Source organism: Microbispora siamensis, assembly GCF_016863095.1.
Lineage (GTDB): Bacteria > Actinomycetota > Actinomycetes > Streptosporangiales > Streptosporangiaceae > Microbispora > Microbispora siamensis.
On the sequence record NZ_BOOF01000058.1, the window covers coordinates 45048 to 58432 of the forward strand.

General features: G+C 70.1%; 12 protein-coding genes. 6 read left to right on the top strand and 6 right to left on the bottom strand.

Going from position 1 to position 13385, the window contains the following annotated elements; translation table 11 throughout:
- The first annotated feature begins 8 nt into the window (after nucleotides 1-8).
- From Msi02_RS37450 to Msi02_RS37465, 4 genes are all read left to right on the top strand, one after another.
- Complete coding sequence (locus tag Msi02_RS37450) at nucleotides 9-992, top strand: quinone oxidoreductase family protein (protein WP_079315045.1); 984 nt, start codon at nucleotides 9-11, stop codon at nucleotides 990-992.
- Nucleotides 993-994: 2 nt separating this feature from the next.
- Nucleotides 995-1831, top strand: coding sequence for an aldo/keto reductase (locus Msi02_RS37455; RefSeq protein ID WP_275414212.1), 837 nt, complete (start codon nucleotides 995-997; stop codon nucleotides 1829-1831).
- A 494-nt stretch (nucleotides 1832-2325) separates the two neighbouring features.
- Nucleotides 2326-4455: a prolyl oligopeptidase family serine peptidase gene (locus tag Msi02_RS37460; protein ID WP_204052518.1), complete on the top strand. Its 2130-nt coding sequence runs from the start codon at nucleotides 2326-2328 to the stop codon at nucleotides 4453-4455.
- A gap of 41 nt (nucleotides 4456-4496) precedes the next feature.
- Nucleotides 4497-5381, top strand: coding sequence for a hypothetical protein (locus Msi02_RS37465; RefSeq protein WP_204052519.1), 885 nt, complete (start codon nucleotides 4497-4499; stop codon nucleotides 5379-5381).
- A gap of 21 nt (nucleotides 5382-5402) precedes the next feature.
- Here Msi02_RS37465 and Msi02_RS37470 read toward each other — a convergent pair whose 3' ends face one another.
- From Msi02_RS37470 to Msi02_RS37480, 3 genes are all read right to left on the bottom strand, one after another.
- Nucleotides 5403-6431, bottom strand: coding sequence for a WxL protein peptidoglycan domain-containing protein (locus tag Msi02_RS37470; protein WP_204052520.1), 1029 nt, complete (start codon nucleotides 6429-6431; stop codon nucleotides 5403-5405).
- Nucleotides 6432-6581: 150 nt separating this feature from the next.
- Complete coding sequence (locus tag Msi02_RS37475; RefSeq protein ID WP_204052521.1) at nucleotides 6582-8111, bottom strand: purple acid phosphatase family protein; 1530 nt, start codon at nucleotides 8109-8111, stop codon at nucleotides 6582-6584.
- 131 nt (nucleotides 8112-8242) lie between these two features.
- Nucleotides 8243-9475, bottom strand: coding sequence for a HupE/UreJ family protein (locus Msi02_RS37480; protein WP_204052522.1), 1233 nt, complete (start codon nucleotides 9473-9475; stop codon nucleotides 8243-8245).
- A gap of 175 nt (nucleotides 9476-9650) precedes the next feature.
- Here Msi02_RS37480 and Msi02_RS37485 point away from each other — a divergent pair, with 175 nt between their 5' ends.
- A complete protein-coding gene (locus Msi02_RS37485; protein ID WP_204052523.1) occupies nucleotides 9651-10322 on the top strand; it encodes a type 1 periplasmic-binding domain-containing protein in 672 nt (223 codons plus the stop codon).
- A 44-nt stretch (nucleotides 10323-10366) separates the two neighbouring features.
- Here the strand turns inward: Msi02_RS37485 and Msi02_RS37490 are convergent, their stop codons facing one another.
- Together Msi02_RS37490 and Msi02_RS37495 are read right to left on the bottom strand one after the other, a co-directional pair.
- Nucleotides 10367-10993, bottom strand: a complete 627-nt coding sequence (locus tag Msi02_RS37490) for a class I SAM-dependent methyltransferase (RefSeq protein WP_204052524.1) — start codon at nucleotides 10991-10993, stop codon at nucleotides 10367-10369.
- Nucleotides 10994-11059: 66 nt separating this feature from the next.
- Nucleotides 11060-11935, bottom strand: a complete 876-nt coding sequence (locus tag Msi02_RS37495) for a hypothetical protein (RefSeq protein ID WP_204052525.1) — start codon at nucleotides 11933-11935, stop codon at nucleotides 11060-11062.
- 571 nt (nucleotides 11936-12506) lie between these two features.
- On the opposite strand from Msi02_RS37495, the gene Msi02_RS37500 reads away from it, so the two are divergent.
- Complete coding sequence (locus tag Msi02_RS37500; protein WP_204052526.1) at nucleotides 12507-12902, top strand: DUF6294 family protein; 396 nt, start codon at nucleotides 12507-12509, stop codon at nucleotides 12900-12902.
- Nucleotides 12903-13001: 99 nt separating this feature from the next.
- Here the strand turns inward: Msi02_RS37500 and Msi02_RS37505 are convergent.
- The coding region (locus tag Msi02_RS37505; protein WP_204052527.1) for a nuclear transport factor 2 family protein at nucleotides 13002-13385 on the bottom strand (384 nt) is incomplete at its 5' end.

The following is a 13385-nucleotide window of genomic DNA, read 5'->3' on the forward strand; positions in this document are numbered from 1 at the left end:
GCACAGCGATGCGGGCGATCGTCATGCGGGCCGCCGGAGGCCCGGAGGTCCTGCGCCTGGAGACGGTACGCGATCCCGATCCCGGTCCCGGCGAGGCGCTCGTCGAGGTGACCGCGGCCGGCGTGAACTTCATCGACGTCTACCAGCGGTCGGGCCGGTATGCGACGCCGCTGCCGCACACGCCCGGCATGGAGGGCGCCGGCGTGGTGAGGCGGGTCGGCGCCGGGGTCACCGGGGTCCGCGCGGGCGACCGCGTCGCCTGGGTGAACGTCCCGGGCGCCTACGCCGAACTGGCCGTGATCCCGGCCGACCGGCTGGTCCCGGTCCCGCCCGGCGTCCCGGCGCGGACCGCGGCCGCCGTACTGCTCCAGGGCATGACCGCGCACTACCTCCTCCACGACACCTATCGGGTGCGGCCGGGCGACACGGTGCTGGTTCACGCGGCCGCGGGCGGCATGGGCCTGCTGCTCGTCCGGTGGGCCACGCTGCTCGGCGCCCGGGTGATCGGCACGGTCTCCACGCAGCGGAAGGAGGAGATCGCGCGTTCGGCCGGCGCGGCGGAGATCATTCGCTACGATCGCTGCGAGGTAGCCGCCCGTGTGCGCGACCTGACCCGCGGCCGGGGGGTCGCGGCCGTGTACGACGGGGTGGGCGCACCGACGTTCGAGGCGAGCCTTGCCGCGTTGCGTCCCCGGGGGGTGCTGGCCCTGTTCGGCCAGTCGGGCGGTCCGGTCCCTCCGGTGGATCCGCAGCGGCTCAACGCCGCGGGCTCGGTGTTCCTCACGCGGCCCAACCTGGAACATCACATCGCCCATCGAAGCGAACTGCTCGCCCGCGCGGCCGCCGTCTTCGACAGAGTGGTCGCAGGAGATCTGGAGGTGCGCGTCACTTCCGTCCGGCCATTGGCCGAGGCGGCGCAGGCCCACGCCGACCTGGAGGAGCGTCGCTCGACGGGCAAGCTCCTGCTGACCACGGAGGAAGGAAGGTACTGACAGTGGAGACCACGATCACCATCGGGGGCGATCTTCGCGTCGGCCGTCTCGGCTTCGGGGCGATGCGCATCACCGGGCCCGACGTGTGGGGCCCGCCCGACGACGTCCCCGCCGCGCTCGCGCTCGTGCGGCGCGCGGTGGAGCTCGGCATCACCTTCATCGACACGGCCGACTCGTACGGCCCGGGGACCAGCGAGGAGCTCCTCGCGGAGGCGCTGCACCCCTATCCGGAGGGCCTCGTCATCGCGACGAAGTCGGGCCAGAGCCGCCCGTCGCGGAAGGAGTGGCTGCCGCTGGGCCGCCCGGAGTACCTCCGCCAGCAGGTCGAGCTGAGCCTTCGCCGGCTCCGCATGGACTGCCTGGAGCTGTTCCAGCTGCACCGCATCGACCCCAAGGTGCCCTTCGACGACCAGATCGGCGCCATGAAGCAGCTTCAGGACGAGGGGAAGATCCGGCACTTCGGGCTCTCCCAGGTGTCGGTGGCGGAGATCGAGGCCGCGCGCAAGCAAATCGAGGTCGTCAGCGTGCAGAACCTCTACAACCTCACCGAGCGCGGCGACGACCCGGTCATCGACTACTGCGAGCGGGAGGGCATCGCCTTCATTCCGTGGCTGCCCATCGCCAGAGGCGCGCACGCCTCCGCCGCCGGTCCGCTCGCCGAGGTCGCCGCGGAGCTGGGCGCCACCCCGGCGCAGGTGTCCCTGGCGTGGCTGCTGCACCGGTCCCCGGTCGTGCTGCCGATCCCCGGGACCAGCTCGATCGAGCATCTGGAGGAGAACACGGCGGCCGCCGGGCTCAGGCTGACCGACGAGCAGTTCAAGCGGCTCTCGGGCCTGTGACCACGGGTTCCCGGGCGGCGCGGGAAACGGGCCCGGACACCGGGTTCCCGGCCTCGCGCCGCCGCCGGGCGGGCAGGAATCTATCTCGCGCAGGCGTCGAATTACCTGTGCGCCAATAAATCTTCACGCTTGTTCCGGTGGGCCTTCTTTTCTTGCGCCGATTTTCGGCCGGAAGCGTAGCCGATATGCCCGGACAGTCCTCCGGGTCCGCGGGTGTCCCGTGGCGGGAGCGACCGGTGTTTATCGATCGCAGGCGCGGGGACGGTCGTCGTCGTAATTGCCCATTCCGGGCAAATCGACGGATCCAGGAGGCTGACATGACTGGATACCTGCCGTATCGCGATTCCACTCCCGCCGCCCGTATCGGGGGCGTACGCGGCTGGCAGGCGGACATTCTCCGCGGCGAGTCGTAGCTGAGTGAATCGAGGTACTGCGGCGCGTAAGGCCGCAGTGCCTCGACCTTTCACCGGCGGGCGACGTATCGGGGGACGTCCATGGCGCGATTGTTCTACCCCGCCGCACGGCGCGGCGACGTGGTGGAGGTCCTGTTCGGAAATCCCGTGCCCGATCCCTATCGCTGGCTGGAAGACGGCGACGACCCGCGTGTGCGGGACTGGGCCGCGGCCCAGGATCGTCTCTTCCGGGCGTGCCGCGACCAATGGCGGGAGAGGGAGGCCTGGGCGTCTCTGATCGACCAGATGTCGTCCTTCGGCGTGTCGGAGCCTCCGATGGTGCGCGGCCCGGTCATGTTCCTCACCGAGCAGCACCGCGGGGACGAACAGCGGCGCCTGCTCGTCGTCGACGCCGAGGGCGACAGGCGGGTGCTGGTCGATCCGATGAAGATCGATCCGTCCGGCCACACCGGGCTGTACGCCTGGTGGCCGTCGCGCGAGGGCGAACGCGTGGCCGTCCAGATGGAGGTCGCCGAGCAGCCCGGCAGCGACATCGTGGTGCTGGACGTGCGCACCGGCGAGGTGGTGGACGGGCCGTTGCCGCGCACCCGCAACACCTCGCTCGCCTGGCTGCCGGGAGGGGACGCGTTCTACTACGTCAGCCGAGTTCCTGACGAGGAACTGGCGCCGGACGACATGCGCCTGCACCGGCGGGTGCGGCTGCACCGGATCGGTACGCCCTGGCAGGCCGACACGGTGGTGTTCGGCGGCGAGGAGACCCCCGACCACTATTACGGGCTCACGGTCAGCGCCGACGGCCGTCATCTGGCGATCACCGCGACGGCCGGCCCCGCCCCGCGAAACGACGTGTACGTGGCCGAACTCGTCGATCCACAAGCCCCGCGTTTCGTCAGGATCGTGGACGCGGACGCCGTCCGCGCGCGGGTCCTCCCACGCTTCCTCGCCGACGGCCGCCTGCTGCTGGTCACCGACCACCAGGCGCCGTGCGGTCGCATCTGTGTGGCGGACCGGCACGACACCGACCCGGCGGCCTGGCGCACGCTGGTGGCCGAGGATCCGCGGGCTCCCCTGGACGAGTGCGTGGTCCTGGACGGCCCGGCGCTCGCGCGGCCCCTCCTGCTGGTGGCGCGTGCCCGCCACGGCACCTCCGTCCTGACGCTGCACGACCTGGCCAGTGGCCGGCCGCTCGCCGATGTGCCCCTTCCCGGCGCGGGCGTCGTGTCGTCCCTGCGCGCGAGCGTCCCTCACGGGCATCAGGTGTGGTTCGGCTACTGCGACGCGGCCACGCCCCCGGCCGTCTATCGGTACGACGTCGTACGGGGGAGGACGGAACGGGAAACCGGCGCCGTGACAGCCGGGCACACCCCGAAGATCCGCAGCCGCCGCGTTCGCTACCGCGCCGGTGACGGCACCGAGATAGCGCTGTTCCTGTTCACCGCAGAAGAGGCGGACCATCGGGGCCCGCGCCCCACCCTGCTGTACGGCTACGGCAGCTTCGGCATGCCGATGCGCCCGTGGTTCTTCCCCCTGGCGGCCGCATGGGTCGGCGCCGGAGGCACCTACGCGGTCGCCTGCGTACGCGGAGGCGGCGAAGAGGGTCAGCACTGGCACGACGCCGGCCGCGGGCCGCACAAACACCGCGCGGTCGGCGACTTCAACGACGCCGCGGCCTGGCTCATCGCCACCGGCCGGACCACCCGCGACCAGCTGGCGATATACGGCCAATCGGCCGGTGGCCTACTGGTCACCGCCGCCGCCATGCGGCGACCGGACCTGTACGCCGCGGTCATCGCCGAAGGTCCGCTGTGTGACATGGTGCGGTACGAGCAGTTCGGCCTGGGGTGCACGTGGACCGACGAATTCGGCAGCGCGTCCCGGCCCGAGCAACTCCAGTGGCTCCTGGCGTACTCCCCCTACCACAACGTCACGCCCGGGACCCCCTACCCGGCCTTCCTCTTCACCGGCGCGGTGACCGACCTGCAGACCGGAGAGGCCCATGTCACCAAGATGTGCGCGGCCCTTCAGCACGCGACCGGCAGCGACCGGCCGATCCTCATGCGCAGGGAACCCGACACCGCCCACGCCGCCTCGCCCGCGAGCAAGGAACGCACCCTGACCGCTGACATCCTGGCCTTCGCCGGCGAACACACCGGCCTGTCACCGAGGAAGACGGCCACGCCTCTTCCCGAGACCGCCCCGGAACCGCTCTGAATGCCGGCGTGCCACAGGCGGGATCCTGACAAGATCACAACATGCTGCGATTGGTCATGACATTGCTGGCCGCGGTGCCGCTCCTCGGCGGCGGTCGCCTTCTGACCGGACCGCGCACATTCGAAGAGCACGCCGCACAGGCCGTGGAGACCTGGCGGACCAGCGGTGCCGCGGAGATCTGGCGCGACGGCTTCGTCCCTGTCGGCGACCTGACCGTGATGCCGCCGGAGGTGCGCGAGCAGATCGAGCATGACGAGGAATACGGCTGGGTCGTGGCCGGCCCGCTCCCCGCCTCGCCGGGCGCTGGGCAGGTCCGCTGGGACGACGGGTCCGCGATGCGGGTCCCCGTGATCGGGCCGGCAGAGGCGCTGCAGGCGGTGTCTCCCTGGCCAGAAGAGTGGATCTGGCCTGACCGGCACACGTACCCCGACGGGGAGGCGTACAAGCTGACCGGTGCGGAGTTCACCACGATACGGCTGGAGACCGTTCGCGGCATGGCGACCGTGCCCGCGTGGCGGCTGCACTTCTCCAACCTGCCCGGCCCGATCGACCGCGTCGCGGCCGATCAGGAGGCGCTCGACACCGTGAAACGCGCCGTCGGCAGGCACGACCCAGGCGACGAGCAGATCATGGACGTCGAGGCGCGCGGCGAACGCCGGCTGCTGGTGAGGTACGAGTACGGGACCTGCAACGGTGAGCTGCTCGATGTCGTCCTACGGGTCAGCGAGCAGCCGGACGTGGTGGTCCTGGGGCTCGACGTCCCCTTCCAGGGCGACGGCCCGTGCGCGGGCACCGGCATGGGCGGCCAGGGCGTCGTCGGGCTCGACAGGCCGCTGGGCGATCGTGTGGTGCTGGACGCGATGAGCGGGCTTCCCGTCCTGTGTCTTCGCCGTGCGCCGGACGCGTGCGGTTCCAGGAACACGTGACATCACCCGCGACCCGCCGGTTCATCCCTGCGCGAGCGGTGTGCCGAGTCCCTCGTGGAGCGTGGTCTTCCGGCGGCGCCAGACGACCAGAGCCGCGACGACGAGCCCGCAGAGGATGGCGAGGACGAGCAGCAGCGCCCAGGGGATGGTCCACGCGTGCGCGGTGCTCTCGACTGCGGCGAGCGGGGCGACCGAGCCCGCCGCGTCGGTGAGCAGCGGGACGAGCGTGACGGTCCCCGTCAATCGCAGCGCGGGCGTCACTCCGTGCACCGGTACGGAGACCTTCCAGGTGTCGCCCGGGAGCAGTTGGGGCGAGTCGTCGATGTGTCCCGCGCGGGCGTCCCAGCGTCCGAAGGGGCCGGACAGGGACACCGCCTGACGAGCGGTGAGAATGCTGTTGCCGTCGTTGCGGATCGTGTAGGTGACGGTGGCGTCGCCGGTGCCGAGCGGATTGGGCGTGCCGGAGTAGCGCACCTCCAGGTCCCGCACGGAAAGGCTCGGTTTGAGCTCTCCGCCCACGCGCAGGCGGATCCGGATGCCGAGACGCCGTCCGTCCGGCCCGCCGGGCACGGCCGGCGAGGTGACGATGCCGCCCATGTACTCGCCGGGCGCGGCGTCGTCGGGAAGCGCCACCGTGAACGGCACCTCGGCCGACTCTCCGGGCCGGACCGTCACGCCGGGCCGGTCCGGGTGGACCCACGCACCCACCCCGGTCGACTTCGCGTCCTGGCCGAGCAGGTCGAGCCGGCCCTGCCCGGTGGTGAACGCGTCCGCGGCGTACACGCTCAGGCGGAGCGGCGTCGTGCCGTGGTTGGCGACCACGAGACCGTCCTCGATCCGCCCGCCCGGGTCCAGCGTGTAGCTGTAGTTCCGCCGGTCGGACCCGAAGTCGCCGGAGGCCGTCGCGACCGTCCAGGTGACCTCGCCGTCCGCCGCCGCGGCGGGGCCCGTCCCCGCTCCGATCAGGCCGAACGCGGCGAGAAGCGCCACGACGACGGCCCGGGCGAGGGAGCCTGCTGCGGTTGTCGTACGCGGTCTTGGCGGGTGCATCTGCATGGTCCTCGGGTGGTCGTGGAAGCGGCGGCGTGGACGACGTGCCGTGGGGTGGGCGCCCGACGGGTGCCCACCCCACGCGCCCACGTCATCGGGGAGCGGGGCCGGATCGGCTCGTCGTGAGGAACCCCGCTTCCCTGCGGTCGTCTACTGGAGCCAGTCGGACTCGGACGCGGCCTGCTTGTCCTCGCCGGCCTTGCCCTCGTTCGTGTGGATCACGACCTTGTCGACGGTGGAACCGACCGGCTGGGCCGCGCCGGCGCCGCTGTCCGGGCCGCACCAGGACTCCTGGCCCAGCTCCACCGCGGAGTTGGGGGCGGCGCAGGTGCCGCTGCGGAGGTTCTCGACGACGAGCTTGTTCCCGCGTACCTGGACCCGCACGTACGTACGGACGTGCTCCTGGTTCTCGACCGAGTTGGCCCAGTGGCTCTTGGGGTTCAGCGGGTCGGGACCGTAGTTCGGGTCCTTGGTCGTGTCCGGAGCGGTGAGGTCGTAGTACTTCGAACCCGAGGCCGAGTTCGCCGTCACGTAGATGACGCCGCCCGGGCCCTTGGACACCTCGGTGGCGCCGGGCTGCTCGTCCTTGTTCGCCTTCTGGCCGTTCTTGATCACGTAGCTGCGGGAGTAGCTGTGGTCGTGACCCTGCAGGACCAGGTCGACGCCGAGCTTCGAGAAGGCCGTCGGGAAGTCCTGACGGCGCACCTTGTTGTCGCTGTCGTTCGCGTGGCTGGCCGGCGAGTAGATCGCGTGGTGGTAGATGAGCACCGTGTGCTTGGCGCCGGCGCCGTGCTTGTTGACGACATCGGTGATGTAGGCGATGTGCGCGGCGTCGGAGCCACTGGCGTACGCGTTGCTGTTGATGTCGATGAACAGGATGTTCTTGTACCTGAACCAGTAGTCGCCGCCCGACCGGGTCGTCGCGCTGCCGTTGTAGTACGGCGCGGAACGGTCGGTGTTCGGCGTCCAGAAGTGCTGCTCGTACGCCTTGCCGCCGACGTCGTGGTTGCCGATGGTGGCGGCCCAGGGATACTGGCGCAGCTTGTCGGACGCGAGGAACGCGTTCCACTGCGTCTCGGTGTTGGCCGACTCGACCTGGTCGCCGCCGGAGACCAGCAACTCGGCCTTCGGGTTGGCGGCGAGGGCGACGTTCAGGGTGTCCTCCCACCCGGCGCCGTCCTTCGCCACGTTGCCGGACGAGCCGATCTGCGGGTCGCCGAAGAACAGGAAGTCGAGGTTGTTGCCGTTGAAGTCCTGGGTCGTGAACGAGTACGTCGGGGACCAGTTGCCCTCGGCGCCGACCCGGTAGGAGTACGCGGTGTTCTGCTTCAGACTGTCGATCGTGGCGTGCGCGTTGTAGCCGCCGTTGACGACGTTCGCGGTGACCGTGGCCGGGAAGGTGACGGCGTTCGCGGGGAACCGGCCGTCGACGACCTTGGACGTCGGCGCGACCTGGACCACCTGCGCGGTGCCGGTCGAGGAGTACCAGGACACGACGCGCTGCGTCTCGTCGGCGCCCACGCCGAGGACGATGCCGGTGAGCGTCGCGCTGTCGGCGTGGGCCGCGGTCGCCAGACCGCCGCCGAACACGGCGCCGGCGCTGAGGGCCACCGCGGTGGCGCTCATGGCCACCCGGCGCAGGACGAGCCCGGGGCCCTGAGTCCCCTTGTCGAGCTTCATTGCTTTCCATCCATTTGGGGGTATTGGAGTGGTTTGCACGATTTCGGCATCCGGTGTCGCGGAGATGAACGCGGAGCAGGCGGACCGTTGCGCTTGCCGGAAGTTGTGGCGTGATCTCGGATTCCGTGATCTCAGATTCCGAGAACGCGTTGCACGAACCACACCAGGCCCATCGCGGACACGCCCGCCGCGATCGCCCCGGTCGTCCACAGCCCCGCGATCGGCCGGCGGTGACGCAGCAGGGCGAGCAGCGGGAAGACGGCGACGATGATCGTCAGCTGGACGACCTCGATGCCCACGTTGAAGACGAGCAGCGACCACAGCAGCGTCCACGACCAGGCCTGGTCGATGCCCAGTGCCGCGGCGAAGCCGAGGCCGTGCACGAGGCCGAAGCAGAAGACCACCGCGAGCCGCGTCCAGCCCGCGCGGTCCAGGCCGAGGCGGCCGTGACCGGCCGTCTCCAGATCTGTGGCGTGCGACCGCCGTCGCCAGATCCGCCACAGATGCCAGCCCGCGACGACCGCGATCGAGAGGGCGATGACGGGCTCGACGAACGACGCGGGCGCCTCCACGAGGCCGAGGGCGGCGAGGACGAAGGTTACCGAGTGGGCCAGTGTGAAGGTCGTCGCCGCCAGCACGATCTCGCGTAGACGGCGCGATCCCGCGATGAGCGCCAGCAGGAACAGGATGTGGTCGAGCCCGCCGAGCAGGTGCTCGGCTCCGAGCCGGAAGAACTCCCAGAACCGCTCGAACCAGGACTGCTGCGTGGAGAACGACCGATGCTGAGCGTCGAGGGCGGTGCTTCCGGACTTCACGTCGAGGTCGTAGGTGACGATCGTCTTGCTGTCGCGCACGTACCCCTCGGAGCCGGAGAACAGCGCGCTGCGCACCTCGTGCGCTTCGGCGGACTCCGGGCACCGGTAGTCGAGGGTCAGCCGCGCGTACGGGACGCCCTCGCGTCGCCCGATCGTGAAGCCGCCGTCCCTGACCGGGGTGCACGCCTTGCCCCCTGTGCTGACGCCGAAGCGTTCGGTGACGTACGAGACGACCGAGCCGGCGTGTGCGTCGAGCGCGGCGGCCTGCTGTGCCGCGTCACCGGCCTCGAACGCCGCGGTGCCTGTTCGGAAGAGCGGGTCGTCCTTCTCGTAGTCGGCGGCGGAGACGACGAGCAGGTCGTACTCCAGCTGGAGCTCGGTGCGGACGTGACCGGGCTGGGGCGAGACGAGGTTGACGTAAACCGTCGAGGTGAACCCGTGAGCGAGGGCGGGCAGGGCACCCAGCGGAGCGGAGAGGGCACTGAACAGGACGGCCACGGCTGCGGCGGCGATGACAGCACAGACACGACGCCGAGCGGCGGGGGACATATGACTCCTTTTCGGCTTTGGCGTACGAAATCTGCTCGATTGAGATGAACGAGCGGTATCTCGTACGAGAACCGTCGAGGAACCACGCCCGGCGGAGACGGCCTCGGCGCCGAAAGCCGCAGATCATGCGGTAGGAAATAGGCGCACTTCCCAGCGCCCCCGAAGGACGATCCCCATGCGCTCTCGGCTTCTGCCTGCCTGCACACTGGCCGCGGCAGTCGCGACCGCCCTGCTGGCCGGCGGATGCGGCTCCGGTGACGACTGGTCCCGGCCGCACGCGAAGCCCACCGCCGTCGGCACCCCCGGCCCGGGCTTCGTCCCGGCCGCCTCCCCCGCCCCTGAGTCGACGATCACGCCCAGGCCCGGCTCCTGGAACGGGGTCCGCCCGCCGGAGGGCTACCGCGTGGTGCTGCTCACCGCGGGGGAGGACCGCCAGACCACGACGCTGGTGAGCGCGGTGACGGCGTGGGCCGAGGAGGAGCGGGTCAGCCTCAGGACCCTCAGGGCCACGCGGCCGGACCAGTTCGTTCCGACGATCGGCAAAGCGATCGACATGAAGCCCGACCTCATCGTCAGCGCCGGCGACGACCTCGTCGACCCCCTGGCCCTGGTCACTCCCAACCACCTCGACCAGCAGTTCCTCGTTGTCGGCGCAGAGCTGGCCGAGCCCACGGAGAACGTCACCGCCGCCGACTGGACCGGTGCGTCGTTCCGCGGCGAGGGGCTCGGCATGTCCTCGGCGTACGATCCGGCCAGCTTCACCCCGGAGCGCGCCGGGCGCGCCGTCCGGGCGGGTGCCGCCGCCGTGCTCAGCGGCATGACCGGCATCGTGCTCTGGCTCGACTAGCGCGCATCCTCAGCAGCCGTGGCCGCCGGCGGCCGTACGTCGGGTCATGGCCGGACGGCCAGCACCCGGAAGCCGATCCCGCGTGTCGTCCGCGTCACCGACTCGATCGCGAAACCGGCCTGCTCCAGATAGGGCCGGGGATCGCGGGTGAGGTAGTCGGCTTCGAACCGCACGAACAGCGGTTCCAGCAGCCGCATCCCGGCCCGGATGACCGGGTTGCTCGACGGCCCGTGCTCGGCCAGCACGAACCGCCCGCCCGGTTTGAGCACGCGGTAGGCCTCGCGCGCCGCGGCCAGTGGATCCGGGATGGTGCACATCGCGAACGTGGACAGCACCGTGTCGGCGACGCCGTCGGGCAGGTCCAGGCGCTGCACGTCGCCCTGCCGCAGCTCCACCCGCTCGCCGAGGCCGGCCCCTGCCACCCGCCGTCGCGCCAGTTCCAGCATGGGCCCGGACAGCTCGATCCCGACGACCGTGGTGCCGGCGTCGTACAGGGGGAGGTTGAGCCCCGTGCCGACCGCGATCTCCACGACGTGACCGCGCGCCTGCCCGACGGCCCACTCCCGGCTGCCCGGGAACAGGCGGCGCTCCCAGGCCAGCATCTGGCTGTCGTACCGATCCGCCATCCGGTCGAACACCCGGCGTACGTCGGCGTCCGTGGTAGCCCGCATCCCACGACCTTTCACGATGGGGGTCTCCGCGAATCGTTCCACGGCATGGGCCCCATTCGGGAGGGCCTATTCGGCGACGGCTCTGTCATCCGGGTGAATCACCAGTGGGATTCCGAAGTTCGGCTGCCGGTTCGCCGGCAGGTCGTTGAATTCCACGATGGCGGACGCCGGCGGGGCCGTGATCTTCACGTTCGCGTGCCACCGGTATCGGGTGTCCACCACGTTCCGGTGAATCCTGCTGACCCACTCGCCGTCGCGGGTGTAGTCCTCCTGCTTCGAGGAGTACCGCGTGATCAGGCGGACGGGCAACCCGGCCTCGTCGACGAACAACCTGAACGAAACCGTGTGATTTTCCGGATTGAAAGAACCCGGCTCGCTGTACAGGTTCTGCATCTTCAGGGTGCCGCGATACTCGCCGGAGCGAGGGGAAGAAGCCTTCGAGATCACGAACCTGAGCCTCGCCGGGCTGAGGACGTCGACGAGCTGGTCGCCGCGCTGGCCGTAGTCCTGCCAGGACGCGTTGTCCTTGCCGAACGTGATCCAGGTCTTGCCCTCCGGCATCGGACCCCACTGGAAACCTTGGACGTAGGTATAGGGGCCCACGTTGACCGCGCGCAGGGGAGCGCGCATCGCTTCCAGTTCTTCAGGGGGCAGGGTGGCCCGGAGATCGGGAGTGATCACCTCCCGAGAGGTGAGGTCGTAGCCGACCACTCCGGACTTTCCGAACCCGATCCTGCCGGTGGTCCGGCTGATGTAGGTGTGCTTGTCACCCGAAATGATTGTCCGGGCGGTCTCGGAAACCAGAACCCCTCGCCCCGCCGCGAACTGCTGCCGGAGAGCTCGAACCGGGTCGGCGGATGAAGCGGCATGAGCGGCGCCGGCGCCGGTGAACAGCGCGGCGAGCATACCGAACAGAACGGCAAGCACATTGAGGCGCCTCATATCGCTCCCTGATTCGCGGCACGTGACGGAAATCCTGCCGCCTTCGAATCACGGAGTGATCTCGAAGGCGGGCGGCTTTCGCTGAGCTCTTTCCACCGTGACGGCAAGTGGCAGCCTCTTGGAACGTGTTTGAGAAGGGCTACTCCGCTGGATGAGCGAGGGTGATGCGCTGCTGACGAGTTACGGCGCTTCCTCGCGCGAGGCGGCGGACCATGCCGCTGATCGCGGCCCATCGGATCATGGCCTCGGCCGTGGCCGGCCGGCGCTCGTAGTCGCGGGCCAGGCGGCGCTGGCTGGTCAGCCAGGCCGGCGACCGTTAGACGACCCACCGCCGCTCGATCACCGCAGCGCTGGTTCCAGTGCACCGGCATCCCGGCGAAGTCGGCGTCGGCGAACACCTTGAAGGAGCGTGCGAAAGCGCTGATCAAGCGATTTGCAACCCAGTGGCCGTATCAGTGATGTGTAAGACCACCGTGCTCCACCTGATCAAAGACCGTCAGCTATCAACAGCTGCCAACGAAAGGAAAGCGCCGTGAAAAGCATCCGAAGGGTAGCAAGTGTGGCCGCGAGCATGGGTGTCCTCACCCTCGCCCTGACGCTCCCCACCACCGGGACAGCCAACGCGTCCACCTCCGATCAGGTGACGTTCACCTGGAGGGGTTACCTCACCGCGGGCTCATGCACGATCGAACCCGGCGCCAAATGGACTCTGTACTCGGACGGCACGGCGCGCCTGGACGCCACGGTCTTCAGTCTTGACGACAACGACGCCTGGCTGATGTGGGCGCATCTGCTGGACGGGCGCAAGGCCGTGCTCGGCGACATACGGGTGTACCGAAGCAGCAGCACCAAATTCGTCAAGAACCTGCCCAGCCATACGCGAAGCTACCGATGGATCGCCTGGGGCCAGTTCGACCCCTCCCTGTTCGACCTCGTCGAGCACATGTCACTGAGCAAGCACTGCTGAGGCCGCCCTCGCGGCGCTCGCGCACGCCCGTGGTCCCGCGCGTTGTCCCGTTGCGGGATCGTCAATCGGTCCGGGTGCGGAGGCTCCGCCGCACCGGGACTACTCCGTGCCGTCCGCCGGCAGGCGCTCCGGCAGGCCGAGCCGCGGGAACCGGTCGTCGTGGAAGATGACGATCTCGGTGATCGCCCCGCCGCTGACGCGCAGGACGTCGATGGTCAGCGGCAGGTACGCGCCCTCCCGCTTCCGCCACTGGTAGAAGGCGACGGCGGGCTGCCGGTTCACGGCGGTGGGGACGGCGCTCAGGTTCTTCATGCGCGCGAAGCCGTCCTCGATCCAGTCGTTCACCACCGCGTCGCGCCCGACGCACAGGCCCGGCGTCGGCGGTATCGAGCAGCGGACGTCGTCCCGCAGCAGTGCGGCGAGCCCGTCGACGTCCGTGGCCACGCTGGCGTCGGTAAAGCGGCGCACCAGCTCGCGCGTCCC